The sequence below is a fragment of the Paenibacillus sp. HB172176 genome, assembly GCF_011947265.1.
Classification (GTDB): Bacteria; Bacillota; Bacilli; order Paenibacillales; family Paenibacillaceae; genus Pristimantibacillus.
On the sequence record NZ_JAATHD010000014.1, the window covers coordinates 25,456 to 48,864 of the forward strand.

Below are 23,409 nucleotides of genomic sequence, written 5' to 3' on the forward strand. Positions count from 1 at the left end.
CGTTCCCCTCCTTTCTTAGAGCAGCTTAGGACTTGCCGCTAAACCAATTCATGCGTTTGCCAGGCTGAGGCGATAACCCGAGCAAATCCGCAAGCGCCTGCACCGCTTCCCCGCTTGGCCTGGCCAGATCGGAGAGCTGGGGCAAGCGGAAGGCCGGACGGCCCACCAAAGCCTCTGCCATATCGGTTGCGGCCGAAGGCGACGCCAGCGGGAAGGCAATTCGCCAGCGGTCCTGCCGCACCTGATGATGCCGCCTGCAAAATTGCAGCAGCTCTTGCTGACGCCATAAACTGGCCGAGGCCACCACAACCGGCACATGCGCGGTTTGAAAGACGGGATGCAGCCCTCGCGGCTGCTGCGACATGTCGCCAAGATCATAGATGATATAACGGTAATCACTGGCTACCGCGTCTACCCAGTCCAGACTGGCGCTCGCTTTAAACGCAGTCAGATTGCGAGCGATGTCAAATCGCGGCTTTCGGTTCATGCTCCCGCCCAAGTTATACTCCAAAAAATCAAAGCACGGACTTGGTCCAGCCTCCCAAATGGCGACGCGTGCGCGCTTTGCCAAGTAATACGCCAGGCTGAGCGCTGTATGTGTACAGCCTACGCCACTGTAAACACCAGCTACCGCAATGTGTACGGTATCATCCGCTGCCGTCGCCAGAGGCGATACAAACGCTTCTGCGACCTCCTGCATGCTCTCACGCGATGCGCCGAATGACTGCCCCAATTGATACGCCCACTCTCGCTCGCTCCATACCCAGCTTGCGCCCGCCGCCGTCCAGTGCCGCTGATGTTGTACGCTGTCCTGGCGAATAACAACAGCAACCGGCAGCTCCGGCTCTTGCACATTCAGCCACTCTAGCGCTTCGGCGGCAACATCTTCATGTAACACAAGCACCTGCGGCCGCATGACCAGCAGCGCTTGCTCAACCGCTGGCCATGTCTCGCAAGCCATGCATTCAAGCTGTGGCATAAGCAGCCCATCTTGCTGAAGGCCATATAATAGAACGCGCATCGTTTTCCTCCTTTCCTTAGGGATGAACGCAAAAAAGCCGCACAGGGCGACTTCTTTGCAACTATCGTTTTGCCTTACTCCATAAGGTTACTTTGAAATGGCTAATTGATCGTATGAAAAAAGTATGATATTTGAACGCGAAGCGCATCGTGATGATATCAATCGATTAGAAACTAAACCGATTAAAATCTAAACCGTTTACAGGCTCGATGAATGCGAGTCTTATCGGACAGGCGCCTATTCTCAAATGACAAAAACGGACAAAGGTTGACCCTATACGAGAAAAACAGACAAAGGGAAAATAGAAGTCGGTTAGAAACAGACAAGTTCGCTAAGCCTCCCTATGCCCCTGTTTTGCTTCTTTCTGTTTTTTTTCGTTTTTTTGCATAGAGATGGAAGAGTGGATAGCGATTAGGAGAGAGATTGGGAAATCTGGTGGAGCCAAGCAGTTCTGTGAGAGCGGCTAGTTATCGAAGGAAAATGAGGAGGAACGAGGAAGAGCCCTGTGCTGAAAGATTTTTCAGAAGGGCTTACACTTTGGCGGCTTGCATATAGGAGATAAGATCAAAGTCTGCTGGCGAATCGGGCACCGGCGTCCACAGTGGTAGATCGTCGAGCTTGCCGGCCAGCCAACCATTTAACTCGCTTTGCGGCAATCGGCCCGACTGCCATAAATAGTAGACATCCTGGATAAGCACTATAAAGGCATCCGGATCGAGCTGTCGCTGAAAAGCGATAATTCGGAATGTCGCAATATCCGCCACAGCCTCCAATTCTTCCGTCGCGAGACCTGGCTTACGGTAGGAGATAGCGCTAAACGCAGCCGGTCTGCTGTATTCCCGCGTAAGATTCGGCAACACCTTCTGGCATAGCTTGCGAAATGCACCAAGTGGCAAATCGCGGAATGCATCGCCGAATTTAGAATGTGCGCCACGTTCCAAATAACCAAGGATCCCGATTCGTTCGGCCATAGCCAGTCGAATACCCGCAGCGCGGCTGCATAACTCGGCCTTGACCAGGTTTAACAAATCATCCGCTTGATGAAAGCCACTTTGCCCGAGTTGCGTCACACGCTGCATTACATAGGCGATATAACCTTCGCTTTTACCGCGCAGCGCTGCCGCCAGCTCGAACAAAAACGTTTGATTAAACCAAGACAATCCCTCGCAGCCCGCAGCCTTGAAATAGCCCTCCAAGCGGCGAAATAACCGGCGAATCCCCTTCTTCATCGGCATGGCTTCGCGGTAATGCTGGCCAGCAACAAGCGTTGGCAGCAGCTTGTTATTCACCTGATACACCGCCTTTGGTCGACCGAACATATTCCGCTCAATACGGCCGATTGTTAGCAATGGTTCGCTATTCTCTACTGACTGTGTCGCCAGATCATGCAGCACTGCACGAATCAGGCCCGTTTCCTGACGGTGCAGCATATCGTAGAGCCCATTGTCCAAATTAAGCTGCAGCACCTTGCCGCGCTGATCCCCTTGCTGCCCGCAAGCATACAGATACAGCTTTTGATGCGTGAGCGGCAGCTGTGCAAACGCTTTGCCCATAACCAGCTCCGGCAGCAGCACGAAGCGGCCCAGCTTGCCGCTCGGCTCCAGGTATTCGGCTACTTGCACCTGTATCGTATTGGGCGAATCTTTAGCAACGACAAGCAGGCCATTGAATTGGAACTTTTCAAAGGCCGAGTAAAACTGATCTTTCGAAATCGGCTGCTCACATAACTGCACCAGCTGCTGATAAATGAGATGCCGGTTGGTATACGCAATTTGTCCATGCCTATCTACAACTTTCTGCAGCGTAAGCGCCAGTTGCAAGTCAGCCTTGGTCAAGTGATGCGCCAAACGAGCTGCGCCATTATTCCGGACGCGAAACGTTGTGCGTGATTCATAGTCTTGTTCCATTGCAAATAATGCCTGAAGGAAACGATAACTCATCTTAATCGGTCGCTGCGTCGTTTTGGGCTGCGATTGCGTAGTAGCGAGTAGCATGTATCGTCTCCTTTCCAGACTAACTAAATAATCTTGAGTTCGTAGGCGATGCGATGTATGGCTCTTTTCTTCATGGTGTAATACTTCTGACGGCCGACATGAAACTTCTGAATGAGTTCCTCGTCCTTCGGCTGCTCGCGACAGAAATACTTCCGTTCAATAAGCTCCCGCTGATCCGCTGTTAGCTTGTACATCAGAATACGCTCCAAAGGCAGCAAATCTGCTTCAAGCTCCTCCAGCTCTTGCTGGTAGCGTTCCTCACGGGAGAGCAGGAGCAATACTCGATTCTCAACCGGTGATCGGGCTTCAAGGCTGCGCCCTGGCGCTAAATTGCCATATCTCGCGGTTGTGCCGGTCTCATAGCGTCCACTTTGGTCAGCCAACGCTTTGGTTAACCAGGCATGCTCCACCTTCAGCCGGTGATGCTCGCGCAGCTTCTCCTCGACAAGCCAGACATAGGATTGTCGAGACACAGGCTGAATGTCCATAGTCAACTGCTCGGTATCCGGCTGACAGTGCTGGAGGCGATCGCATTGCTGCAAATAATCGGTGATGAGATCATATTCCAGCAGCCATTCCGGCTTCGGCTGCGGCGAGGTACGGATCCAGCGCTTCAGCTTGACGTAACGCAGATTCAGCCAGTCCCAGGGAATTTCCGCTATATTCCGCTCAGTGACCATAAATTGTCGCATATGGCTTCTCCTCCTCTCCGCCGCGCTGGGCACCACCTCGGTTGGCAAATCTTCAAATAGAGTCATTTGCTCGAAGTGAGTGTCTGCATGCTCTGACGACATCGCTCTCCCTCCTAGCCGTTTTCACTTTAGCCTGTCATCATCAGTCGGAGTAGGCCATCTCTCCGAGACGCTCCATGAGGAGCGTTTCGACTTATCTTCAGTTTAGAGTTACTGCTTATTGGGGACACTGCTCATTTCTTCGCAATAGTCCAGCCAATCCTGATGCGTAGCCCCTGCCGCCCGCAACGCCTTTTCAATTTGAGCAGTCGTCAATGTAGCATATAGCTGCTGAAATATGTCCCGAAACCGTTCCTCTATCGCCATCTTTTTATCCCCCTGTATTCTTTCTTTTTGGATTCTTATACAAAGAATAGCCAATCTTACATGCTCTTTACTCCCACTTGCTCCAGCCGATCTGTATGCCTTTCAGATCCTCGATAATGGTATATCTGTCCGTTCTTTGCATAAACCTCTGCCGCATCAGTGGTTGTCACAATTATTTTCAATACCTGTGAAATAGACATAAAGCCATTGGTCAAAAAGGTGAGATGTAGCTTCGCTAGCGTACGCTTTGCTTCATCGTTATCCATGAGCGGATTCCACTCGATTATGTATGCCAAACAAACAACCTCCTTTTGTTGCGTTAATCAGTAAACATTCACCCAAGCCTCAAAATGATGACTCCTATGCGTTATTTCTCCTCGATAGAGATAATTTTGAATTCGATTTCCATCAGGACCTCTGTTACACTTTAAATTGTTCCTTCTTCGATTCCCCAATCACGCAACTTCCCGCTTTTGTCGATTCCAATTACTCTAATCATTCGATTCTTCCTTTCTGCTGAACACTATGAACCAACTGGAGTATGTACAACTATTCTGTTTCGACAATAAAATCAACAGCAAAAAGACGTTGATCAATTTTTATCTGCTTGTATCGTAAGAATCAATAAAGTCCTTAGCTTCTTGATATGTACAAGCATCCCACTCATAGGATCGTAGTCCCTCACCGTAACCCCACTCTTCTTCCGTATAAATCCTGAAGATCTCATGACCATCGTCAATAAGCGATTCAATTTTGAAACCCCTGTAAGTTACAACTTTAGCCATCAGATTCCATCCCTTTGCACAATATAGATTTGATATCAAACCGACTTGGCTATCTTGCTTAAACGAATCTCATCCAGCAGTAGAATCGGCCAAAGCAGCTTTGCCTTTATCTGTCACCCTGTAATATGCAAAGCGTGTTTAACAGAATCTATTTGATTTTCATTCATCTCGGTTCCCCCTCCTCTCGTCTTGAAGTGCATTAAAATAAGGTTAATTGCCTCGTTTGATTAGCAGCTGCCGGATTCATCCAAAGGACTTCCATGCGAGATTTCCCAGACTCTGCAGCAACCCATTTCGTCTGCTTGTTCCAATGCCGCAACCTATTTTCATAGAGTTCATTCGCGTATCCAGATAATAAAACCGGGCCCGGATGCTCCTCTAATTGATCAAGTAGCCGAATATGCTCTTCTTCAGACATCATTTCGTGTTTATAGAGACGTTTGGATCTCGTAGAAAGCAAGTACGGTGGATCACAATAAAGTAATACATCCGGACGACGGTAGCGATCTACGATCATCTCCGCGTACTGATTTTCAATCTGCACTTCCTTCAGACGCTCCGTCACAGAAAGAATTTTATCAGGGAGCTTCACCCACTCTTTGGGCTTATAGGATGTATCCACTGAGATATCGCTTCTCCACCCTGTCCGATCACTCGTCTTGGCCCCGATGGCTTGCCACATCCGGACAAGAAACCTTCTTGCACGCTCAATATCATCCTTCACATCATCATAAGAAGCATAATATTCTTCGCGAGCATAAGGTGTCCATCGAATAGCATGAGCCAACTCCTCAGGCCGATCTCTAATGACTTTGAATAGATTCACCACATTGCCATCCAGATCATTGACAGTCTCGATTCGGGAGGCTTTCTTGCGAAAAAGAACTGAGCCAGAGCCGAAGAACGGCTCGCAGTACGTCTGATGATCCGGCATGTGAGAAATGATCCAGTCGGCCATACTCCACTTGCTGCCCGGATAATGTAAAATCCTCGTAGTACTCATTTCGATCACCTCAACATTCCAGCTTTATGCAGCCGCTCAAGCAATCGGATCTGACCTTGGATGCTGCATGCTTCTAGCGATAAAGGCGCATTCACGACCACATTCGTCTTCACATTCATTAGAAACTCACACTGCTCCTGATCGCGAACAAACCGTTGCGCATACTTCACCATCCATTCCGGCATTACCCATTCCTCTCCCATTCCCCCATCAACTCCCCTTTGAATAATATGGACAATGGCAATTCACCGGATAAAAAAACACTTGTGCGGTCATAAAGAGGTACATAACGATGCTGAAGATCATCGCTGCCCGTCCCTGCTGCGGCCATATATCTGAATGCCGACGGCTTCTCCAAGCCATTACTCAATATCGGCATCCCAAGCTTTTGGCAACGAGACCGTGACAATAATACGGAGCAAGAATAAGGCTCAGACGTCCAACGAGATGATCGAGGAATATAATAAGGAAGCCCTGTATGTAACATCTCGTCCTTCGTATACCATCCTTTTTCATTCGGCATACTTATCTTCCTCTCTCATTGGATTTAGCCTGGCGGCGTTTCTTGGCCGCGATAGCAATGTCCTGCATAGTACCAGTGACTTCCTTCTCTACGGAACGTGGAATACGTAGCTCTTCCTCCGATATGATGATGAGGCTCTCCCGTTTGCACGAGATTGCTTGTCCAACAAGCGGGCGGCAAGATATTCAGGAAATAATCAACCATCTCTTCATCCACTTCGTCTCCCACCTGCAAATAATCGTCCAGATCGCCTCTCCAATTCGCATAGGTCTTCATACAAATATCCTCCCTTCCGTTTTTTCACCTGCCATCATCAGGCGAGGACGGTGATCTCCTCGCGACGCCCGAAGGCGTTTCGGCTAATTGGCGTAGTCTGCTTCAATATCTGTCCAATTCTCGGCAACCGTCTCCAGCATCTCTTTCGCCTGTCTCTCGTTATCCAATGCTTGCTTGTACCGTGTCTCATCACAAAATTCAGTGACATGATTTCGGATGAGCTGCTCCATTACTTCTGGCCGTAGGGCATCGAGTTCCCAGCACTCATATCCGAATTCATCAATATAAGCTCCTGCGCGTGTATCGGTAACCTTGGTCGGGTTTGGCGGCGGCAGATATTCTTCGATCTGATCCATGTTGAGCGCAATACGCCTAAAGATCGGCGTAACGCCGAATATTTCCAATCGCTCCTCAATATCCCGACTCATATCCTTGCCACTTGGATCATGATCCCCCAGATGCAAGATGACCGGCATTTTCTGCCCATCGCCACTCTTCTGAATAATGCGCTGAGCAGCTGACCACATTTCCGATTGGCTCACATAACCCCGACATGAGAAGTAGGATACATCGAGCTTCTCGCAAATTTGCCCCACAACACCGACCAAGGCATCCTTCTCGACCCAAACCTCCACATGGTAGTCCTGATCTTCCCACTTGTCGTAAGCGAAGGAATAGGCTGCCGATTGAATAATATGGCTAGGTGAGTTCCAGTGGCTATTACCTCGAATGTTTCGCGTCCGATCCTCGATAGCATCCCAATCAATCAGGCCGGCCAGACGCCCATCCGAAATCAGATTGCCCAGGTTCTTATAGCTGCGTTCCTTGTTTTCAATGACATTCCGTGCGACGAGCTGATAATAGACCTGACGCAGGGATAGCGAGTATCCCTTTGCCAGATACTCTTGAATAATGCCATTTACTTGCTGAATGAGGGCAAGGCTATCTCGCCTAAAGTTAATTTCGCGGTAGCAAATCTTCATTTTGTTGCCCCTTTCCAGCTTGCGGCGCTGCATCAGAACCATGTCCCGTCCTGCAAATAATGCCACCAGTCACCGTTTTTGAAATAAATCTTCAAGCAATCTGCTTCTTCATCCCCGATCACTTTGCGGATCTGATCCACGGTATACAACTTACGTTTCTCCGTTCCGAATGCCCGCATATGCCTTGCATGAATACTCTTAAGTAGCGATTGTTGATAGGTCGATAAGGAAGGATAACCTTGAACCGATTGGTAGAGAGCTTCATTTTCCTGTCCCATTGTTTTAGTCCTCTGCCAACAATGCCAAGGCTTCCAAGCGATCACGATATCCATTATCCAAGAGATTATTCCGAAGAATTCGAATACAATCCTCATTAATCTTTTCCGTTCCTTCAACGGATTCAATCACTTTTTGGAATGATGTGCCCTCCTTCAATTCCTTCAACTGCTGGCGTTTTAACAACATATATTGCAATTTCATCATTTCGATTTCGTAGTAAAGCGCCTTGATTTGCTCCTGATTTCGCTGCTCATTCGCAAACAGCGCTGATCGTTGCTTCTTGATTTCTTCCATCTCTGCCCATTTCGTTTCCATTTGCGCTTGTATTGACATGCTTATCGCCTTCCTTCCCTATCCTGCATATACTTTACAATCAATTCATCCAGTTCTGTGCTAGCCCTAATGACATCCGGGTGCAATAAATCCGCATACGATTCTGCCAGTGCATTCAATTGCTTGCGCTTCTGTTCAATCTGCAATGGAAGACTCCGCTCATCCATGGCCGCTCTCATAACAATTGCGGTGAAGAGAACCAGGTTATCCGATACTTCCCAGTCTCGACGGTCTCGATTCGTTCCCCGACCATGTCGTAGCCAAGTGGATGATAACCGCACACATCAGCAACCACAGCTATATCTGGCGCTGCTGCTGTCTCAAGCAGCACAGTATGATGCAGACATAGCCCCGTCGTTCCAACATGTTTCCTCTCATGCTGCAGGATGTTCATCACACACCGCCTACTTGCTTCTTACATAAAGCCTGAAATTGTTGAAGGACGCCCTGCTCGTCGGTCGTCGCATAACCGGTATAGGGAATAGTGCCGTCCTCCGGCGCATAGTCGCCTAATTCATAATGGACTCTGCTTCTCCACAGCTCATAATGTACTGCTGGATACAATTTGCCCGAGAAGGCAGTCAATTGCATATCTCTTACTAATACCAGCTCTCCCTCCTCGGCAATGACATCCTTCAGCACGAGCTGATCATGCGGAATGCCTCGCTGTGCCATCTGACGCAGCTCCATAATCGCCTCTTCCTTGCTTCGCATGGGTCATTCCTCCTTAAAAGCCATAATCTAAATCATCTTCCGCAATCGACTGCGAAAGCATTGACTCACTGCTGATTTGCTGAATGACCGGTTGTTTCCCCTCAGCAGCCGATTCGTTCTTCCGGACCGAACAACCTAATAACAATTGCTTAATCTCTCGCAGCTCCTCGAGCACCACCTGATCGCCGCATGCCGAGCCGCCCGTCGACGTACCATTACGCCTTATTTCCGCTTCAGCATGCTTGGCTATCCAGGCTGCCAATCGTTTCGATTCGGACAATTTCAAAATATAGTCATGCACATCATCCTCGAATTTCAGAGCAGATATGTTAAATTGCAGCCTCCGTTTACTCATCGCGATTCCGTTGCCGGTACTTTCCGTTCAGATTGTCTCTTCAAATAATTCTTTGCGACAATGGCTGAGGCGAATATATTGAGCTTGCGAGAATCCTCGGGAAAGAGATGGTATTGCTCCGCAACTTCCTTGCCTAAATGCTGCACCAAATAGGTCTTCGTATAATGGATCAGCAATTGATTAACGCCGCCAATATGGACGTAATAGACTTGATCCCCTTGCTTGAAGCTGAAGCTCTGCAGCGCCTTTTGCATGGCCACTTCGGAAAAATCATACAAAACAGGTTCAATCAGTTCCGTCAAATCCACCGTAGTATGCGTAATGGGGTTTGTGTAGAGATAGCTGCGCGTGCGGATATGCGTTAATACAAACTGCTCGAGCGCTCTCACTGACTGAAAGTAATCCATCAGCTTGTCCGTTCTAAGCTTCTCCAGTACGGCTAGATAGCTCTGATCAGTTGAACTACTGAAATCATCTGCTGTCTGTGCTCCATTCAAATTAGGCTGAAGCTTGCACAAGTCCTGACTTTGACCGCCAATGTCGTTCATCACGACATACGCCTCTTTATATCGATGCGCTTCGTCGCTCAAATTCCCCTCTAGATCATATTTGAGCGCATGACGGGCATTCTCGCCTTCGACACGGCACTCCGTGTGCTTCACGTGGACATGCAGCTTGCGAGCAGCGCCAGGCGTTAGCAATTCGAAGGTCAGCTCTGTCCGGAAGCGTGAAGCCATCTCGGCCAACTTTTCGCGAAAGCTTGATGCCTTCTTAACGAGCCATACGGGCAGCAACGTGCCGAAGTACTCCACTTCTATGCGATCCTCCTCCAGTTCGGGGTACTTGGATGCGTGATAGAGAGCTAAACCAGCAAGCCAAGTAATCCAAACGGTCATGGAGCTTGTTTTGTCATGAAGTGCATAAATGTGGGCATTTCCAAGCAATTCAGCCTGGGCCTTCTTTCCAACCATGAAATATCTGCTGGTCTCGCCTTCTGTCCATTTAATGACCAGGTGTTCATCCAACTGTTCTTTCACTTGATGAGCGAACATGCCATTAAATTCTTTCTCAGTCACTTCGCTAATTGAAGAAGGCATCTCGAAATAGTGGCCATCAATCATATGCTGGCCAAGTGAATTGCCGAAATCGGCTACCCAATGGGAAATATTCATTTGTCATTCCTCCGTAATAAGTTGTTTGGACACTTCAGGAAAGAAATGTATCTTAAGAACTAGGAAAAAAATTAGGAAAAATAATTGCGGAATAATGAGGGGGAAGTGTAGAATTAGAGGTGTCTAGGCTCTAATCTGTACTACCCTCTGAAAAGATGATCGACGGCAATCGGTCGTCTTTTCTCATGTAAGCAACATCTGCAAGGCTTCCTATCCCTTTCCTTCACACCGGACATCAGTTGGTTACTCGTCATCGCTAGAATTCTCTTCACGCTGATTTTCGTGTTGCTTGGTTTCATCCTGATTCCAGATCACCCAACCAGCCGCATAGAAGTCCTTCCATACCTGCTTGATCGCTTCAGGAGATTTATCATGATACGCATTGTCCGCTATATGTACGGTTGTATTTCCCAATTGATACGTCTCAACAATATTTGGATCCGGTAATTTTTTTGTTTTCTTTCCTGTTGTCACGTCCGCATCCCCCCTATGAGGTATTGTATGCGACTGAAGCACTGGGACTACCATTCCAAATCACCGCTTTCTCAAGATGCTTGTCTCAGTTCTATAAATCACTATCCTGCGGATCCTCATCACCGTGCCAACGGCCAACTAACCAGTCTAAAGAGATACCATAGAGTTGAGACAGCTTTACTAGACTTACATAACCGGCTTCCCGTTCTCCCAATTCGTATTCTTTCAGAATACTGTGATGTATTCCTGAACGATGTGCTGCAACAGATTGAGATAGTTTATTCAGTTTTCTAGCAATCTTCAATCGATTCCCTATGGCAATTCTTAATTCCAAATTAACATCAAAAGAATCGATAGATTTTTCAACAATATCGCTAATCTTCAATGAATGAGTTCCTTTATTTTTGGATATTACTCGATGAGGGCAGTTAAAGCCTTCTTCGTAAAGTCTTGCTAAAACTTCTGGCGGTATTCTTTCTTTGTAAGCAGCTGTTAATAGTTCAATCGCATTAATATCTAATATTTTAGATAAAGCATTATTCAGCTTATCTGATGCTGGAGCGATACGGCCATTTTGAAGTCGACTCAAGTATTGCTTCGATGGGGAGCTTCCTGTGTCTTCAGCTACATAAAGGGCAATTTCATCTAACGTCAATCCACTTTTTTTAATAGCATTGGCCAAGAATGTTGAATACGCGATGTTAAACACCTCCCAACTTGTTAAGAACATCATTAGGAATTTTTTCTTTGTAAGCGGCGATCTTTAATTCGAGTGGATCAATATTCAACACTCTTGCTAAGGCTTCATTAATTCTATCGCTTGCTGGGGCTTTATTACCTGATCTCAGTTTGCTTAAATAACCGGTATCTATCTTTACATCCATAATTTCTAACCTCTTGGCCAATTCAGTTAGTGATAAATTATTTTTAGTAATTAAATTATTAAGGAGCTCAGCATACCTCATTTTATCCACCTCTTTTCGTTATTATCATAGACTAGTGCCTTAAAAGTCATTACTTAAATTAGATAGTACAACCTAGTGCCTAAATAGTCAATACTTTATTTTTATTGAACTCTTTTTATGTTGTTTTAAAAGTCAACAATCGGCTATGATAAAAATAAGGAGAGATGTCTGACTATGAATAGTACTTATGCGTTATTACTTTCAAAGTATATTGAGAAAAGTAAATTAAGCCTCGGAGAAATCTCTTTAAAATTAGCCGCTAAAAATATTAAAGTAGACCGTTCTTATATAAGTAAATTAAAAAATGGAAACAAACCACCTGCATCAGAAGAAATTACTAAAGCCATTGCAGAAATTACAGGTGGAGATGTTAACAAACTTATTGTGGCGGGACAAATGGAACGACTGAAACCTGTATTAGAGGAATTAGGACAAGAGGGATTTGAGGAGTTTTTGAATTCCATCATTGGATATATGGTCAGCAGGGATCATTTCGTTCAGGAGATGAATGAAAGACATAAAACAAAATGTCTTGCTGAAGGAATTCCTTTTACTCCATTGCATGGAGACGAAATTAGGAAACAATTTCAAAATGCCAGCATGGACGATAAAATCATTTTAAGCCAGTATTTCACTTACACACTGGATAAAACAAATAATACATTCACAGTCCATCCTTTTGTTAAAAGTGACGCTGATGATATCGAGGGGAATTATTCTGATGCCGAGGATGAAAAATATAAACGTGTATACGAAGAGCTTGGGTTTGACGAGGATCCCCCTAAAGAAGATGAATTAAATGCTTTAAAAATTGCGCTCCGTGCTTATCGAATGGGAAAAGATCAGCGAGATTCGGATTCAAAGAAAAAATAATATTAACTCAAGATGAACTCCTCACCAATTTGAGGAGTTTCTTTTATGCTGATTACTCTTTTTGATATCTGATAATCATCAGTTATTGATTATATTTTTTCATTGATGTATGCTCTTTGAGAGAGGAGATGTTAATTAATGAACAACTATAGAGAGCTATTAAAGAGTGATATTGATAGCTCAGGTTTATCTCTTCGAGAAATTTCAAGGAGATGTGCTGTGAACGATAACCCAGTTTCGCAAGCCTATATAAGTAAATTATTAAAAGGTGATATTCCCCCAGCATCTGAACATGTAACGAAAGCAATTACCGATGTTACAGGCGGAGATGCCAAAAAACTAATAATTGCTGGTCAGATGGAGCGTCTCAAACCAGCATTTGAAATGTTAGATGAAGCAGGTTTTGAGGCGTTATTAAATGCTATCATTATACATAAATCAAAGTATATGGCTAGAGAAAAACCATTCACTCCGTTGTATGATAAAAAAAACAGAAAACAATTTCATACACAAGAAAATGATATCATTGTCGAGAATAGCCAACATAGTGTTCGTAAAGACGAACTACATAGCCTAGTCGAACAGTTGCAAGACGCCGATCAAAAAACAGCGTTTGACTTTCTTCAATATTTAATTGAACGTTCAGATAGAATACAGCTAAATTTGGTAAATAAATCGGAGAAGCCCCGATGAAGAGCCTCAGAGCGAAGCAGAACCTCGTCGGTTAAGATACAATTTCCGAGTATTGTGACAGAGAAGCCAGCCAAGTATTTGTTCGGGTCACACTTCCTTGATGAACTTCTCAAAAAAGTGAAGACTTCCGAGATTCGATTTTTGCCATTATAATTGAGGCAGCCTGATAAAATGAATTCACATTTGGAGTATAGTCAATATTTTCTATGGCTTCATCTTTAATCAATACCAGCGTATTGCGGTGAGAGCAACCTATGTGAACGATTAACGTTTTAGAATTATTTATTTCTTTAGCAAGCACGATCACAATATGCCCTCCTTTAGACCTGATCTTCCATTGAATTCCACCCTATGGTATCACACCATTCGACTTACTTTTGTCGAAATTTGACAACAGCAAGTGACCGTTTATGTATCATCAATGGCTCTTATTTTGATCTGAATATCTTTGATAATCTTCTCGAGACCTCTACCTTCATCGTTTTTCCTGATTCATGAACAAAACTTGCCGTTCTTGTTTTTTTGTCGAAATTTGTAACATTTTGAAGATTGGTCAAGGTCGATTTACGGTCTGCAAATTCGAATCCCTCGGACCAAATCAATGAATGCAACTCAGTCATTGTTCTCGGATTTCGATATGTTCCGTTAAAAGTAAAGAATTCTATTATCCTTCCATTTACATTAATATACAGAATTTCGTCCGTTGGGAGCCAAAATGGCTCCTGGGATTCGGTATGTATCGTAGGTAAATGTTTCATCGTACATAGCTCCTCATGTTGTTGGCATATCTCTAATTATGGCATAATTACTACTATTAACTGATCTTCAAGCTGCGTTTTTCAATGAAAGGAGTTCAGAAATGCTGCTTCCTAATGGAGAATATTGTGCATACCTACGTAAATCACGATCGGATCTCGAAGCTGAAGACCGCGGTGAAGAAGAAACCTATGCTCGACATGAACGAATACTGTTCGATTTGGCGAAACGATTGAACATAAACATTACCAAGATCTACAGAGAACGGCCAGTTTCGGGAGAGCGTATCTCTGAACGTCCGGAAATGATTCAAATTTTAAGTGATGTAGAAGACCAACAGTGGACAGGAGTTTTGGTTGTAGAAGTTGAACGGCTTGCACGTGGGGACACAATGGATCAAGGAATTGTAGCTCAGGCCTTTAAGTATTCCAATACGCTCATCATAACTCCCATGAGAACGTATAACCCGAATGATCAGAATGATGAAGAATATTTCGAATTCGGTCTATTTATGAGTCGGAGAGAATTCAAGACCATTACAAGAAGAATGCAAGGCGGACGCACCGATGCGGTCAAGGATGGCAAGTATATGGGCAACGTCCCTCCCTACGGATATAAGAGAGTGAAGTTGCCTGGCAAGGGGTACTCACTGGAGCCGGATCCCGTGCAAGCTCCTATCGTCCAATTAATTTTTTCTATGTATACAGATCCAAACCCCGAACAGCGTAAAGGAACGGCATTGATTGCAAGATACTTGAATGAAGAATTAAAAGTCCCAACTATGAAAAACTCTAGATGGATAGTTGCGACAATTAACGGCATTCTCCGAAATTCAGTTTATATCGGAAAGGTTCGTTGGAAGTCACGCCCTCTAGTGAAGCGTAGAGACAGCAAGAGCCGTCCCAGAATGCCGCGAGAACAATGGATTGAAGCTCAAGGACTTCACCCGGCAATTATTACGGAAGAGGTATTCAATAAAGCCCAAGATATTTTGCTTTCCAATAGCCATGTCCCAGCTCCTGTTGGAAAGATATCCAATCCGCTTGCCGGTATTATAAGATGCGGCATGTGCGGCGGTGCCATTGTATTAAGACCGCATAAGAAGACACCAGATAGTCTGATGTGTCCTCGCCAGGATTGTAAGAATGTCGGATCCTACTTCACGACTGTTGAAGATAAGCTTATTGCTTCCTTGAAGCAATGGCTCGTCGCGTACAAGGCTGAATGGGAGGAGAATCAACCGGAGATTAAGGCTCAGGATCAACTACGATTAAAAGCCCTCCAGGAAGCGCTCAAGGCTTTAGAGAAGAAACAGAAGGAATACGAGGCCCAGAAGAGTAATCTGCATGATCTTCTCGAACAGAAAGTATACACTGTTGAGGTATTCATGCAACGCTCTCAGCATATCAACAAGCAACTCAACGAATTAACGGTATCTATCGATCAAGCGCATCAATCGATTGAACTGGAGAAGAAGAGAAATACAGCCAAAATAAAAACCATCCCTCAGGTCGAACATGTCTTATCTGTATATCACCAAACAGATGATCCAGCACAGAAGAATGCATTACTTCGATCGATTATAGATTCAATCGTGTATACGAAGCCAAAAGGTGGACGATGGAGTGGCGCTATTGATAAATTCGAACTTATTCTTTATCCGAAGGTTCACACAAAGCCTTGATAACATTGAAAATTTCATCATTTATAACTATAATGTACCAACGAGTTCGCGCATCTCGAGATGATCGCCACGATGGTCTATAAGCTGACGAAGGACGCCACTCCCGAGCAGATGAAGGCAGCCGGTCTCGGAGCCCACTATGTCGCTCACGACAGCGCACTCTTCTATTCGAATGCGTCCGGCGTGCCATGGACCGCCTCCTATATTCAAGCGAAGGGCGATCCGATCGCGGATCTATACGAGGATATTGCGGCGGAGGAGAAGGCAAGGGCCACCTATCAATGGCTGATTGACATGACCGATGACGTCGATCTGCAGGATGGGCTGAAATATCTTCGCGAGCGCGAAATCATTCACTCCCTCCGATTCCGGGAGGCCGTGGAAATTTTGAAGGAGAAGCGGGATGAACGCACGATATTCTAGCCGCAAGGACAAAGCGGTTGTCATGGCAAAGCCCCTTGTTTCCACTTCACAGGAAACAAGGGGCTTTGCTGATCATTGAAATCTTTCTTCCATCGATTCAGTCAGTGCGTGCTAGAACAAAATATCCAGCGCCGTGCCGAAGCCGCCTGCCGCCCGCTTGCGCAGCACCTCAGGATCATAGATCTTCACGACTCCGCATTTCAGACAGCTTGCAAACCAATAATGATTATGCTGAATGTCGAGCAGCTTGCTAAGTCCGGCGCCGGTCATTGCAACCTCCTTCACCCGACATTCGTCATGCCCGCATTGGCCGCATTGGAATTCCTTCTCCAGGAGGTAGAGCGGATTGGTTTCGTTTTCTTCCCTATCCAGCTCTCCCAGCGCCTCCGCCTCTGCTTGGCCTTCCTCCCCTTCCGCCATCTCCACAAGATGCTCTGGAAGCACCTCAAGCTTGCATGCCGGACATATTTCTTCATGAAGCCTCACTCGTTCTCCGCACCAAGGGCAATCGATTTCCATTGCAGCACATCCCCTTCCAGTTTCTTCTATGCCACTATTATCGTACAGAAACCAGAAAGCCCGCAACCCTTGAAGTTGAAAGAAGTTAAAAAATAACGGGCAATGCCCCTCGCTTCACTTATCCTTACGGCTGAGGCGGCTGCCCGCTCGCCTTGCGCAGCTCGTTCGCCAGCCTGTTGAATTCGGCGCGCGCTTCCCCAACCTCGGTTGCCATATACGCGGCGCTCAGAAACAAAATGATATGATTCGCATCCTCCGGCGATAGCATAGGCTCCTCCTCCTTCATATAACCGTCTACCTTCTCGACGAATGCCTTCCATCCGTCCCAATGGCCGTCTTCATTCATCAGACGGGGACAATTTTTGCCGCTCCAATCATAATGTCTGCGAAGCCGATCGGTTCCCCAGCCTCTCTCCGTAAGCATGGAAGCAATAAGCTCGGCCGCAAGCTCGACTGTCCGGTCGTAATTGCCGCTTTCGCAAATTTCGATGCCGATCGAAGTCATATTGCCGCTGCTCGCGCCGCTGCCGTCGCCGGCATGCCAGGCGTTCTCGCCGAGCGGAATGCATTCGATCGCTTCCTTCTCGTCGATCACAATATGGAAGGAGGCCGTAGCCGTATTGGATGGATTGGTCAGCCAATTGCGCTCGTTGCGCGCCGTGCTCGTGGGGTTGGCCGTATTATGAATCGTCAGCGTCGTCGCGTGAAGCGGATGTCCGGGCCTGCGGTTGTGAGGGGTTGTCAGAGGAATATGATCGATTACATAATCAATCACCGTCTTCACTCCCTTCCTGATGTCTTTACTCTATTCTATTCCGTCATTCGCCGAAGGGAGCGGGCTTTTGCATTGGGAGACATCGGGCTCCTCGCGCTAAGTCTCGAGGGTGACCGCCCTGGCATCGCCGTCCCACGTGACTTGAAGGCCCAAGACGCCCGCCAATTCCCTTACTTTTACATAGCCCGTTGATTCTACGAGAATAGTGTCGAGCTCATTCCCGTTGACGGTCGCCTTGCTCCCCGTCCAGTTAATGAGCGCCCCCAGCTTCTCGCCAATCGATCGCGCGGGAATCCAGGTCGTGCCATTCACCAAATCCCCCTCTCCGATAACCGCTCTGTCGAACAGGATCGGCACCTGCAGCGCCTTGTCGAAGTTGCCAATGACTGGCGACGCCTTGGTCATGACATCGTATTTTTTCAACTTATACTGATTGATGATCGCAATAAGCTTCGTCGCGTAAGCCGGGTCGGTCGCATAGCCGCAGGCAAGCAGCATCTGCGCCTGCGTCTCCGGCGTTCCCGCCTTGCGCACCCGTTCATAGCGCGGAGCGCTCAGCAGCAAATCCAGATCCTTGTAGAAATGATAGAGACTCTTATACGCCCGGAAAGCCCCCCTTGTCGGCACGCTTTGCTCCCCCACGTACTCCCATGTCCCCTTTACGATCGCATCGCCGTACCAATAGGCATTCGGAATACCGCTGCCCACCTTAATGCCCGCAAGATTGTTCCAGCTATTCAGCTCCCCTCCTGTTTCGAGCAAACTCTGCGCGAGCCTGACCGAAGGAAACATCGGTGATCCCTCCTTCCTTACGGTCAAGACTATTGGCAAAATGCTGTTAAAAAACTGATCTCTCGTCATAGCAGCCATACCCTCGCTCCTTCGCATATTCATAGTGTTGTATCCTCTCAAACTTCCTTGTGAAGTGACGAAGAACATTCGATAGAATATGTGTATGCGGCTTTCGAGCCAAACGAAACGGCTTCTTGTCCAAGGACAAGAAGCCGTCGGCTTATGCTTCGTACAGAACCCGGCGCCCTTCCTTCAAAGCTTCAGGCCAAAAGATGCATCGCACACCACAGGCGTTTCCCTAATAGAATGGTAGGGATGAGCGATTCAAGAATGAAGGGATGAGCGTTCCATGATCAGCATCAGCTTATGCATGATTGTCCGCAACGAGGAGGACAGCCTCGGCCGCTGCCTCTCATCCGTCGCCGATATCGCGGATGAAATCATCATTGTCGATACAGGCTCCGAGGATCGGACGAAGGAAATTGCCGCTTCTTACGGCGCAAAGATTTATGATTTTGAATGGATTGACGATTTCGGCGCGGCCCGCAATTACAGCTTCGCCCAGGCGACCAAGGAATACATTCTGTGGCTGGACGCGGATGATGTGTTCGAGTTGAAGGACCAGCTTCTCCTGCGGGAGCTCAAAGCGCGCACGCCCTTCGATTATGACAGCGTGTCAATGAACTATCATCTCTCCTTCGACGAAGAAGGCAATCCCGTGTACAGCCTGCGACGGAACCGCCTGGTCCGCCGCGACCGCGGCTTCCGCTGGATCGGTCCCGTTCACGAATATTTGGCCGTCTACGGAAATATCCATCACAGCGATGTCTCCGTAACGCATCGCAAGGAGCGCCAGCACACGGCGCGCAACCTCAATATTTATTTGAAGCGCCAGGAGAAGGGAGAAGTTTTCTCGCCGCGCGATCAATATTACTTCGCCAACGAGCTTCGCGATCATGCCCGGCTGCAAGAGGCTGCGGACAGATATGAGCAGTTCCTCCAATCGGGCCGCGGCTGGGTGGAAGACGAGATTGCTGCCTGCATCAAGCAGGCGAACTGCTACGGACGGATGCTGCAGAAGGATAAGCAGATCCTCTCTCTGCTCCGCACGCTGAGCTATGCGACACCGCGCGCCGAATTCTGCTGCGAGCTGGGCAAAGCGTTTCTTGATCAAAAACGGTATGAAGAGGCCATCTATTGGTTCTCCCTCGTCCCGACGCTGGAGCGTCCGAACAATCACATGGGCACGACGGACAACGCTTCATGGACCTGGCTGCCCCATCTGCAGCTGACCGTCTGCTACGACAAGATCGGCCGCCGGGACAAAGCGATTGAGCATCACGAGCTGGCCAAAGGCTTTAATCCAAGTCATCCAAGCATCGTATACAACGACAACTATTTCAAGAAAACGCGGGGATAAGACGCCTTGCCGTCTTATCCGCGAAGGCGCTCGGACAGAAGGAGCGGATAGGGATGCTAAGGCTCTACTCCGACATGGATGGCTAGCCGCTGCATAAGAGCATCTTCCGCAAACCGGCAAGATGCCCGTCTCCTTTGCATGCTTTATCTTAGCTTTTGTCCGATTTCATTGGTATAACGGGTCATTTGTTGAATAATCTCCGTACGAAGCGTTTCCCTGACAATTCCGAATTTATCGTCGTACCCTCTGCAGAAGTAACGGTAGTACAGTATGCCGTCATTCGTCTCCTCTTCCATAACTTTAATATTTCTGGACTTGAGCTCCCGCTTCAGCGAATAATAATCATTGGACGCCCGATGCATCAAATACTCGAGGCATCTTATAATGACCGCTTTTAAAGCAAGCTGCGCGGAGCTCACGTCCTCCTGACTTCTCTGAATCATACTAATGACATGCGGATAAATAATGAAATCCCGAATCATCACCAGTTCTTCCCTGGTCGGTCGTCCTGTCAGCTTCGGCTGACTCCGGTTGTCGTACTGTTGTTGATGCTCGGTCATCAGCATCTTCCCTCCCCACCGGTTATTGCCGTCGAGCTTGCTCATTTGTAATGCCCCCCGATCTGCCCGGCTCGCTCGCGGGCAATTCCGGCTTCCAGCAGCGACGAGGCCCGCAATATCGCCGTATCGCCGAAGCGGTCCTTTATCCCGTCCATCGCTCGTTCCAGATCATACGTTTTGGCGCGATCCTCGAACAGATCAAGATACTGAATATCATCCTTGGCCAGCTGTGCGAGCGCAACTGTAATGTAGCTGACCGGCATGCCCCCCCAGTACTCGTGAAAGAGGCGCAGAATGGCCGCTCGCAGCTCGCGAGTCAGATTCGTTGGATAGGGCAGCGTCAATTGCCGGCCGAAGGAATGGGCGTGCAAGCCGTCTGTCTCCCCCAAACCGAGTACGACGACCCGCCCCTGTATCCCGATATTGCGGGCGCGCCGGCATACCTCCGCGCATAATTCGAGAAGCACGACCTCGATATCCTCTTTTTTCGTATAGAGCGACGCTCGGAGCGCCTTCCCGTGGCTTACCGATTTCAGAGCGCCTCGTATGGAAGGCGTAACAGGACTGGGATCGATGCCGCGGGCGGTCTGCCAATAATATTCGGCCTGGATATCGGACTGCTTGCCCATCATGCGCCGCATTAATCGTTTGAAATCCGGCAATTCCATACGAGCGATGTCGCCAATGGTGTGAATACCCCACATGACAAAACGCCGCGTCATCCTGGAGGCCACCATAAACATTTGCTGGACGGGCATCGGCCAAAGCTCTTTCTCGATGTTGCTGTGGTCGAGCCTGTAAATGCCGTCCGGATGGCGTTTGGCGAAATTATCCGTCGCGGTTTTGGCCAGCACCTTCGTGGGGCCTATCCCGACCCTGCTCCAAACTCCCGTCGAAAGCATAATGCGTTGCTGAATGTGGCGAGCCGTCTCTTCGGCGGAACCGTACAGGCATTGGCTCCCCGTCACGTCCAGAAATTGTTCGTCAATGCTGTAGGGCTCCACGAGAGGCGTAATCGCTTCGAAAATTTCAGTCATTAACAGCGATATCGTGATATAACGCTGCATTCGGGGCCTGATGATGACAAGATCCTTGCAGGCGGCCAATGCTTCGGACACGCGACTGGCCGTTGTCACGCCTTGCGCTTTGGCGAGGGGGCATGCCGCCAATATAATGCCGCTTCGACGTTCCGGATCCGCCACGGCTACCGGCATATCCTTCAATTCCGGATGCGCCGCCTTCTCGACCGAGGCGTAGAAAGATTGTCCGTCGACCAACAGAATCGACCGCTCAGGACACATGCTGCTTCACTTGCTCCATCGCAAGCACGCGCTCTCCTCGAAAGGTGCGCGGCAAGCGTTTCGATTCGTCGTACGCGTGCAAGATGCCATTCTCGAACTTCAAGATACGGATGACGCGCTGACTGACATGCTGCTGCTGATCCAGGTAAATGATCATGACTTTCCGACCAATCCATTTATCCATTGACATCTCTCTTCACTCCCGCGAACGTTTGTTCTTAATCTATATTAATACGAACAATTGTTCCCGCGCAAGAGGTAATCTATACAAATCTTCATATGGGAAAAATTACATCCGCTTCGCTTCGACGCCGCAAGTCTGCGGCTATCGCGCGATGTCGGGAAAGCGTTCAACGCCCCCGCTTTCCTTGGCGCTGAGCCGCAAGCACGGCAAGCTCCAGCTTATTAAGCATGAGGCCGTATTCATTCGTAATCTCGAAGATAGAAGGAAGGGGAAGCTCGCGGAAATGGGAAAGAGCCTCGGCGGAGCCCGTGAACCAATCTCCCTGCTCGGGCGGATCGACGGGATGATCCTTCCATGCGTCCGGCAGCCGGGGACTGTAGATAGGCGCCGCTCCCTTCTTCAGATGGCCGCCAAGCAGCTTTTCCTTGTAGACGCGGCGGGGCGGTTCATGACGAATTGCCTGGAACAGCAAGGGCGCATAATCGGAGCGCGAGCCGGTATGCTTCACCGCAGCCGCAAAGCTGCGAACGCCCTCCAGGATGCGGGGAATGCCGAAAAGCATCGCATACAGGCTCTTCCCGAACGCAATGCGCTCGGACAAGTTCTCGAAGCTCTCAAGAATGAGTCCGGAAAGTCGGAGCTCCCTCTCCTCCTCCGTCTTCCCGCTTCCGTAAGGGAAGATCACGCCGTTCAATTGCATGAGCGATTGCAAGCCGAAGAACAACGTCTTCAGCACGCGCTCCTTGAAGTAGTCGTTGCGCACGACGCGTCGCTCGATATAATGCTGTTCATTGACGATAAGCGCAACGGTGAGAAGGGGCGAATTGCGTTCATGCCAGAACATGCGCCAGACCGGTCCCATGAAGACGGATACGCCAAAAGAGGGAAGCAGGTGGAAGAGATTGCGGTCCAGCCTCCGGCTCCAATGATAGAGCAGCAACTGCGGGTAGGCATCCTGGAAAATAAGCGCGTTGGAGCGCTCCAGCAGAAGGAACACATCCTTGCGCTGCTTCTCGGTCAAAAGCCTGGGCAGCCATTCTCCCCGCAGATCCGTCATGTTCCAGCCGCCGTTGCGCGAGACCATATGGGCGAGCAGCGCCCAGTGCAGCTCCGGATATTGAAAATAGAGCGTGCGATAGGCCTCCGTCCGCGTCACATTATTGCGGTTATGCTCGGCGGTCTCCAGACGAATCCGCTCAATCAGCATCGACTCGTCGGGCTTTAACTCCGGTTTATCCCAGCTTCCCGCGGCTCCCGCCTCCGCCCCAAGCTTTGACCAGGCATGCGCAAGCTTCATCACCGAAGCTTGCGGCAGCCCAAGCGGCTCGGCGGACTCCAGCATCCTCTCCGAATCGCTCATTGCCTTCCATTTGCCGATCGCGTAGCCGAATGCGGCAATCGGCATCGCCAGCAGCCGGCCCAGCCAGCCTCCCGAATCCTTCACCTGTTTCTCTCCTCTCTTGTTACTGTTACTACCATTATCAACGATTACGC

At 48.3% G+C, this 23,409-nt stretch carries 34 protein-coding genes, 1 other RNA gene and 1 pseudogene; 5 read left to right on the top strand and 31 right to left on the bottom strand.

Annotated features, from left to right (window positions below):
• Positions 1–25: 25 nt before the first annotated feature.
• The 22 genes from HFP08_RS17500 to HFP08_RS17605 all read right to left on the bottom strand — a co-directional run bounded on the left by HFP08_RS17500 (position 26) and on the right by HFP08_RS17605 (position 11,935).
• Positions 26–1,021 carry a hypothetical protein gene (locus tag HFP08_RS17500; RefSeq protein ID WP_168121905.1) on the bottom strand — a complete coding sequence of 332 codons (996 nt, stop codon included), beginning with the start codon at positions 1,019–1,021 and terminating at the stop codon, positions 26–28.
• A 530-nt stretch (positions 1,022–1,551) separates the two neighbouring features.
• Complete coding sequence (locus HFP08_RS17505; protein ID WP_168121906.1) at positions 1,552–3,015, bottom strand: hypothetical protein; 1,464 nt, start codon at positions 3,013–3,015, stop codon at positions 1,552–1,554.
• Between the two features lie 23 nt (positions 3,016–3,038).
• Positions 3,039–3,809 (bottom strand): ArpU family phage packaging/lysis transcriptional regulator, encoded by a 771-nt coding sequence (locus tag HFP08_RS17510; protein ID WP_168121907.1) that lies wholly within the window; start codon positions 3,807–3,809, stop codon positions 3,039–3,041.
• A 25-nt stretch (positions 3,810–3,834) separates the two neighbouring features.
• An RNA gene (locus HFP08_RS17515) (hammerhead ribozyme type II) lies at positions 3,835–3,901 on the bottom strand.
• Positions 3,902–3,917: 16 nt separating this feature from the next.
• Positions 3,918–4,073 carry a hypothetical protein gene (locus HFP08_RS17520; protein ID WP_168121908.1) on the bottom strand — a complete coding sequence of 52 codons (156 nt, stop codon included), beginning with the start codon at positions 4,071–4,073 and terminating at the stop codon, positions 3,918–3,920.
• Positions 4,074–4,129: 56 nt separating this feature from the next.
• Positions 4,130–4,369 (bottom strand): hypothetical protein, encoded by a 240-nt coding sequence (locus tag HFP08_RS17525; protein ID WP_168121909.1) that lies wholly within the window; start codon positions 4,367–4,369, stop codon positions 4,130–4,132.
• Positions 4,370–4,672: 303 nt separating this feature from the next.
• Positions 4,673–4,858 (bottom strand): hypothetical protein, encoded by a 186-nt coding sequence (locus HFP08_RS17530; protein ID WP_168121910.1) that lies wholly within the window; start codon positions 4,856–4,858, stop codon positions 4,673–4,675.
• 199 nt (positions 4,859–5,057) lie between these two features.
• Entirely contained in the window at positions 5,058–5,861 is an 804-nt protein-coding gene (locus tag HFP08_RS17535; RefSeq protein WP_168121911.1) for a DNA adenine methylase, read from the bottom strand.
• Between the two features lie 5 nt (positions 5,862–5,866).
• On the bottom strand, positions 5,867–6,064 hold the full coding sequence (locus tag HFP08_RS17540; protein ID WP_168121912.1) for a hypothetical protein: 198 nt from the start codon (positions 6,062–6,064) through the stop codon (positions 5,867–5,869).
• Complete coding sequence (locus HFP08_RS17545; protein ID WP_168121913.1) at positions 6,046–6,231, bottom strand: hypothetical protein; 186 nt, start codon at positions 6,229–6,231, stop codon at positions 6,046–6,048. The genes HFP08_RS17540 and HFP08_RS17545 overlap by 19 nt, the downstream gene beginning before the upstream one ends.
• A gap of 177 nt (positions 6,232–6,408) precedes the next feature.
• Positions 6,409–6,660 (bottom strand): hypothetical protein, encoded by a 252-nt coding sequence (locus HFP08_RS17550; protein WP_168121914.1) that lies wholly within the window; start codon positions 6,658–6,660, stop codon positions 6,409–6,411.
• An 83-nt stretch (positions 6,661–6,743) separates the two neighbouring features.
• Complete coding sequence (locus HFP08_RS17555) at positions 6,744–7,685, bottom strand: hypothetical protein (RefSeq protein ID WP_240941536.1); 942 nt, start codon at positions 7,683–7,685, stop codon at positions 6,744–6,746.
• Entirely contained in the window at positions 7,676–7,921 is a 246-nt protein-coding gene (locus HFP08_RS17560) for a hypothetical protein (RefSeq protein WP_168121915.1), read from the bottom strand. Before HFP08_RS17560 ends, HFP08_RS17555 begins: the two co-directional genes overlap by 10 nt.
• Positions 7,922–7,925: 4 nt before the next feature.
• Positions 7,926–8,216, bottom strand: coding sequence for a hypothetical protein (locus tag HFP08_RS17565; protein WP_168121916.1), 291 nt, complete (start codon positions 8,214–8,216; stop codon positions 7,926–7,928).
• Between the two features lie 41 nt (positions 8,217–8,257).
• Positions 8,258–8,434 carry an aspartyl-phosphate phosphatase Spo0E family protein gene (locus tag HFP08_RS29750; protein ID WP_481856582.1) on the bottom strand — a complete coding sequence of 59 codons (177 nt, stop codon included), beginning with the start codon at positions 8,432–8,434 and terminating at the stop codon, positions 8,258–8,260.
• Positions 8,431–8,649, bottom strand: coding sequence for a hypothetical protein (locus tag HFP08_RS17575; RefSeq protein ID WP_168121918.1), 219 nt, complete (start codon positions 8,647–8,649; stop codon positions 8,431–8,433). Before HFP08_RS17575 ends, HFP08_RS29750 begins: the two co-directional genes overlap by 4 nt.
• Positions 8,649–8,969: a hypothetical protein gene (locus HFP08_RS17580; RefSeq protein ID WP_168121919.1), complete on the bottom strand. Its 321-nt coding sequence runs from the start codon at positions 8,967–8,969 to the stop codon at positions 8,649–8,651. The genes HFP08_RS17575 and HFP08_RS17580 overlap by 1 nt, the downstream gene beginning before the upstream one ends.
• Positions 8,970–8,982: 13 nt before the next feature.
• Complete coding sequence (locus HFP08_RS17585; RefSeq protein WP_168121920.1) at positions 8,983–9,324, bottom strand: hypothetical protein; 342 nt, start codon at positions 9,322–9,324, stop codon at positions 8,983–8,985.
• Positions 9,321–10,496, bottom strand: coding sequence for an Alp7A family actin-like protein (locus tag HFP08_RS17590; RefSeq protein WP_168121921.1), 1,176 nt, complete (start codon positions 10,494–10,496; stop codon positions 9,321–9,323). Before HFP08_RS17590 ends, HFP08_RS17585 begins: the two co-directional genes overlap by 4 nt.
• 243 nt (positions 10,497–10,739) lie before the next feature.
• The gene (locus HFP08_RS17595) at positions 10,740–10,970 is read right to left on the bottom strand and encodes a hypothetical protein (protein ID WP_168121922.1); all 231 of its coding nucleotides are present in this window, start codon (positions 10,968–10,970) and stop codon (positions 10,740–10,742) included.
• Positions 10,971–11,061: 91 nt separating this feature from the next.
• Positions 11,062–11,703, bottom strand: coding sequence for a helix-turn-helix domain-containing protein (locus tag HFP08_RS17600; protein ID WP_168121923.1), 642 nt, complete (start codon positions 11,701–11,703; stop codon positions 11,062–11,064).
• A complete protein-coding gene (locus HFP08_RS17605) occupies positions 11,672–11,935 on the bottom strand; it encodes a helix-turn-helix domain-containing protein (RefSeq protein WP_168121924.1) in 264 nt (87 codons plus the stop codon). Before HFP08_RS17605 ends, HFP08_RS17600 begins: the two co-directional genes overlap by 32 nt.
• 174 nt (positions 11,936–12,109) lie before the next feature.
• Here HFP08_RS17605 and HFP08_RS17610 point away from each other — a divergent pair, with 174 nt between their 5' ends.
• On the top strand, positions 12,110–12,808 hold the full coding sequence (locus tag HFP08_RS17610) for a helix-turn-helix transcriptional regulator (RefSeq protein ID WP_168121925.1): 699 nt from the start codon (positions 12,110–12,112) through the stop codon (positions 12,806–12,808).
• A gap of 138 nt (positions 12,809–12,946) precedes the next feature.
• Complete coding sequence (locus tag HFP08_RS17615) at positions 12,947–13,501, top strand: hypothetical protein (RefSeq protein WP_168121926.1); 555 nt, start codon at positions 12,947–12,949, stop codon at positions 13,499–13,501.
• Positions 13,502–13,610: 109 nt separating this feature from the next.
• Here the strand turns inward: HFP08_RS17615 and HFP08_RS17620 are convergent, their stop codons facing one another.
• A complete protein-coding gene (locus tag HFP08_RS17620) occupies positions 13,611–13,808 on the bottom strand; it encodes a hypothetical protein (RefSeq protein WP_168121927.1) in 198 nt (65 codons plus the stop codon).
• 121 nt (positions 13,809–13,929) lie between these two features.
• Positions 13,930–14,259 (bottom strand): LytTR family DNA-binding domain-containing protein, encoded by a 330-nt coding sequence (locus HFP08_RS29755; protein WP_168121928.1) that lies wholly within the window; start codon positions 14,257–14,259, stop codon positions 13,930–13,932.
• A gap of 101 nt (positions 14,260–14,360) precedes the next feature.
• On the opposite strand from HFP08_RS29755, the gene HFP08_RS17630 reads away from it, so the two are divergent.
• On the top strand, positions 14,361–15,941 hold the full coding sequence (locus tag HFP08_RS17630; protein ID WP_168121929.1) for a recombinase family protein: 1,581 nt from the start codon (positions 14,361–14,363) through the stop codon (positions 15,939–15,941).
• A 36-nt stretch (positions 15,942–15,977) separates the two neighbouring features.
• Positions 15,978–16,364, top strand: a pseudogene (locus HFP08_RS17635) (manganese catalase family protein); the annotation flags it as partial.
• A 111-nt stretch (positions 16,365–16,475) separates the two neighbouring features.
• Here the strand turns inward: HFP08_RS17635 and HFP08_RS17640 are convergent.
• The 3 genes from HFP08_RS17640 to HFP08_RS17650 form a co-directional block, all read right to left on the bottom strand.
• Positions 16,476–16,883, bottom strand: coding sequence for a zinc ribbon domain-containing protein (locus HFP08_RS17640; protein ID WP_168121930.1), 408 nt, complete (start codon positions 16,881–16,883; stop codon positions 16,476–16,478).
• Positions 16,884–17,007: 124 nt separating this feature from the next.
• Positions 17,008–17,658 carry a peptidoglycan recognition protein family protein gene (locus tag HFP08_RS17645; protein ID WP_168121931.1) on the bottom strand — a complete coding sequence of 217 codons (651 nt, stop codon included), beginning with the start codon at positions 17,656–17,658 and terminating at the stop codon, positions 17,008–17,010.
• Positions 17,659–17,754: 96 nt separating this feature from the next.
• Entirely contained in the window at positions 17,755–18,450 is a 696-nt protein-coding gene (locus HFP08_RS17650) for a glucosaminidase domain-containing protein (protein ID WP_240941538.1), read from the bottom strand.
• 349 nt (positions 18,451–18,799) lie between these two features.
• Between HFP08_RS17650 and HFP08_RS17655 the strand changes: the two genes are divergently transcribed.
• Positions 18,800–19,870 (top strand): glycosyltransferase family 2 protein, encoded by a 1,071-nt coding sequence (locus HFP08_RS17655; RefSeq protein WP_168121933.1) that lies wholly within the window; start codon positions 18,800–18,802, stop codon positions 19,868–19,870.
• Between the two features lie 143 nt (positions 19,871–20,013).
• On the opposite strand, the gene HFP08_RS17660 is transcribed toward HFP08_RS17655, so the two are convergent.
• From HFP08_RS17660 to HFP08_RS17675, 4 genes are all read right to left on the bottom strand, one after another.
• A complete protein-coding gene (locus HFP08_RS17660; RefSeq protein ID WP_168121934.1) occupies positions 20,014–20,475 on the bottom strand; it encodes a YhjD family protein in 462 nt (153 codons plus the stop codon).
• Positions 20,472–21,731, bottom strand: coding sequence for a DNA polymerase IV (locus HFP08_RS17665; protein WP_168121935.1), 1,260 nt, complete (start codon positions 21,729–21,731; stop codon positions 20,472–20,474). The genes HFP08_RS17660 and HFP08_RS17665 overlap by 4 nt, the downstream gene beginning before the upstream one ends.
• On the bottom strand, positions 21,721–21,921 hold the full coding sequence (locus tag HFP08_RS17670; RefSeq protein ID WP_168121936.1) for a WYL domain-containing protein: 201 nt from the start codon (positions 21,919–21,921) through the stop codon (positions 21,721–21,723). Before HFP08_RS17670 ends, HFP08_RS17665 begins: the two co-directional genes overlap by 11 nt.
• A 160-nt stretch (positions 21,922–22,081) precedes the next feature.
• On the bottom strand, positions 22,082–23,359 hold the full coding sequence (locus HFP08_RS17675; protein WP_240941540.1) for a DUF2515 domain-containing protein: 1,278 nt from the start codon (positions 23,357–23,359) through the stop codon (positions 22,082–22,084).
• Between the last annotated feature and the right edge of the window lie 50 nt (positions 23,360–23,409).

What these genes read in the sequence shown, in the direction of transcription:
- HFP08_RS17640 (WP_168121930.1), bottom strand. Translation starts at nt 16,883, where the DNA reads ATGGAAATCGATTGCCCTTGGTGCGGAGAACGAGTGAGGCTTCATGAA.
- HFP08_RS17600 (WP_168121923.1), bottom strand. Translation starts at nt 11,703, where the DNA reads ATGATGTTCTTAACAAGTTGGGAGGTGTTTAACATCGCGTATTCAACA.
- HFP08_RS17520 (WP_168121908.1), bottom strand. Translation starts at nt 4,073, where the DNA reads ATGGCGATAGAGGAACGGTTTCGGGACATATTTCAGCAGCTATATGCT.
- HFP08_RS17630 (WP_168121929.1), top strand. Translation starts at nt 14,361, where the DNA reads ATGCTGCTTCCTAATGGAGAATATTGTGCATACCTACGTAAATCACGA.
- HFP08_RS17590 (WP_168121921.1), bottom strand. Translation starts at nt 10,496, where the DNA reads ATGAATATTTCCCATTGGGTAGCCGATTTCGGCAATTCACTTGGCCAG.
- HFP08_RS17575 (WP_168121918.1), bottom strand. Translation starts at nt 8,649, where the DNA reads ATGAACATCCTGCAGCATGAGAGGAAACATGTTGGAACGACGGGGCTA.
- HFP08_RS17500 (WP_168121905.1), bottom strand. Translation starts at nt 1,021, where the DNA reads ATGCGCGTTCTATTATATGGCCTTCAGCAAGATGGGCTGCTTATGCCA.
- HFP08_RS17585 (WP_168121920.1), bottom strand. Translation starts at nt 9,324, where the DNA reads ATGAGTAAACGGAGGCTGCAATTTAACATATCTGCTCTGAAATTCGAG.
- HFP08_RS17615 (WP_168121926.1), top strand. Translation starts at nt 12,947, where the DNA reads ATGAACAACTATAGAGAGCTATTAAAGAGTGATATTGATAGCTCAGGT.
- HFP08_RS17505 (WP_168121906.1), bottom strand. Translation starts at nt 3,015, where the DNA reads ATGCTACTCGCTACTACGCAATCGCAGCCCAAAACGACGCAGCGACCG.
- HFP08_RS17560 (WP_168121915.1), bottom strand. Translation starts at nt 7,921, where the DNA reads ATGGGACAGGAAAATGAAGCTCTCTACCAATCGGTTCAAGGTTATCCT.
- HFP08_RS17555 (WP_240941536.1), bottom strand. Translation starts at nt 7,685, where the DNA reads ATGGTTCTGATGCAGCGCCGCAAGCTGGAAAGGGGCAACAAAATGAAG.
- HFP08_RS17660 (WP_168121934.1), bottom strand. Translation starts at nt 20,475, where the DNA reads ATGAGCAAGCTCGACGGCAATAACCGGTGGGGAGGGAAGATGCTGATG.
- HFP08_RS17670 (WP_168121936.1), bottom strand. Translation starts at nt 21,921, where the DNA reads ATGTCAATGGATAAATGGATTGGTCGGAAAGTCATGATCATTTACCTG.
- HFP08_RS29755 (WP_168121928.1), bottom strand. Translation starts at nt 14,259, where the DNA reads ATGAAACATTTACCTACGATACATACCGAATCCCAGGAGCCATTTTGG.
- HFP08_RS17565 (WP_168121916.1), bottom strand. Translation starts at nt 8,216, where the DNA reads ATGGAAGAAATCAAGAAGCAACGATCAGCGCTGTTTGCGAATGAGCAG.
- HFP08_RS29750 (WP_481856582.1), bottom strand. Translation starts at nt 8,434, where the DNA reads ATGAGAGCGGCCATGGATGAGCGGAGTCTTCCATTGCAGATTGAACAG.
- HFP08_RS17510 (WP_168121907.1), bottom strand. Translation starts at nt 3,809, where the DNA reads ATGTCGTCAGAGCATGCAGACACTCACTTCGAGCAAATGACTCTATTT.
- HFP08_RS17665 (WP_168121935.1), bottom strand. Translation starts at nt 21,731, where the DNA reads ATGTGTCCTGAGCGGTCGATTCTGTTGGTCGACGGACAATCTTTCTAC.
- HFP08_RS17605 (WP_168121924.1), bottom strand. Translation starts at nt 11,935, where the DNA reads ATGAGGTATGCTGAGCTCCTTAATAATTTAATTACTAAAAATAATTTA.
- HFP08_RS17610 (WP_168121925.1), top strand. Translation starts at nt 12,110, where the DNA reads ATGAATAGTACTTATGCGTTATTACTTTCAAAGTATATTGAGAAAAGT.
- HFP08_RS17535 (WP_168121911.1), bottom strand. Translation starts at nt 5,861, where the DNA reads ATGAGTACTACGAGGATTTTACATTATCCGGGCAGCAAGTGGAGTATG.
- HFP08_RS17580 (WP_168121919.1), bottom strand. Translation starts at nt 8,969, where the DNA reads ATGCGAAGCAAGGAAGAGGCGATTATGGAGCTGCGTCAGATGGCACAG.
- HFP08_RS17655 (WP_168121933.1), top strand. Translation starts at nt 18,800, where the DNA reads ATGATCAGCATCAGCTTATGCATGATTGTCCGCAACGAGGAGGACAGC.
- HFP08_RS17550 (WP_168121914.1), bottom strand. Translation starts at nt 6,660, where the DNA reads ATGAAGACCTATGCGAATTGGAGAGGCGATCTGGACGATTATTTGCAG.
- HFP08_RS17540 (WP_168121912.1), bottom strand. Translation starts at nt 6,064, where the DNA reads ATGGGAGAGGAATGGGTAATGCCGGAATGGATGGTGAAGTATGCGCAA.
- HFP08_RS17530 (WP_168121910.1), bottom strand. Translation starts at nt 4,858, where the DNA reads ATGGCTAAAGTTGTAACTTACAGGGGTTTCAAAATTGAATCGCTTATT.
- HFP08_RS17650 (WP_240941538.1), bottom strand. Translation starts at nt 18,450, where the DNA reads ATGTTTCCTTCGGTCAGGCTCGCGCAGAGTTTGCTCGAAACAGGAGGG.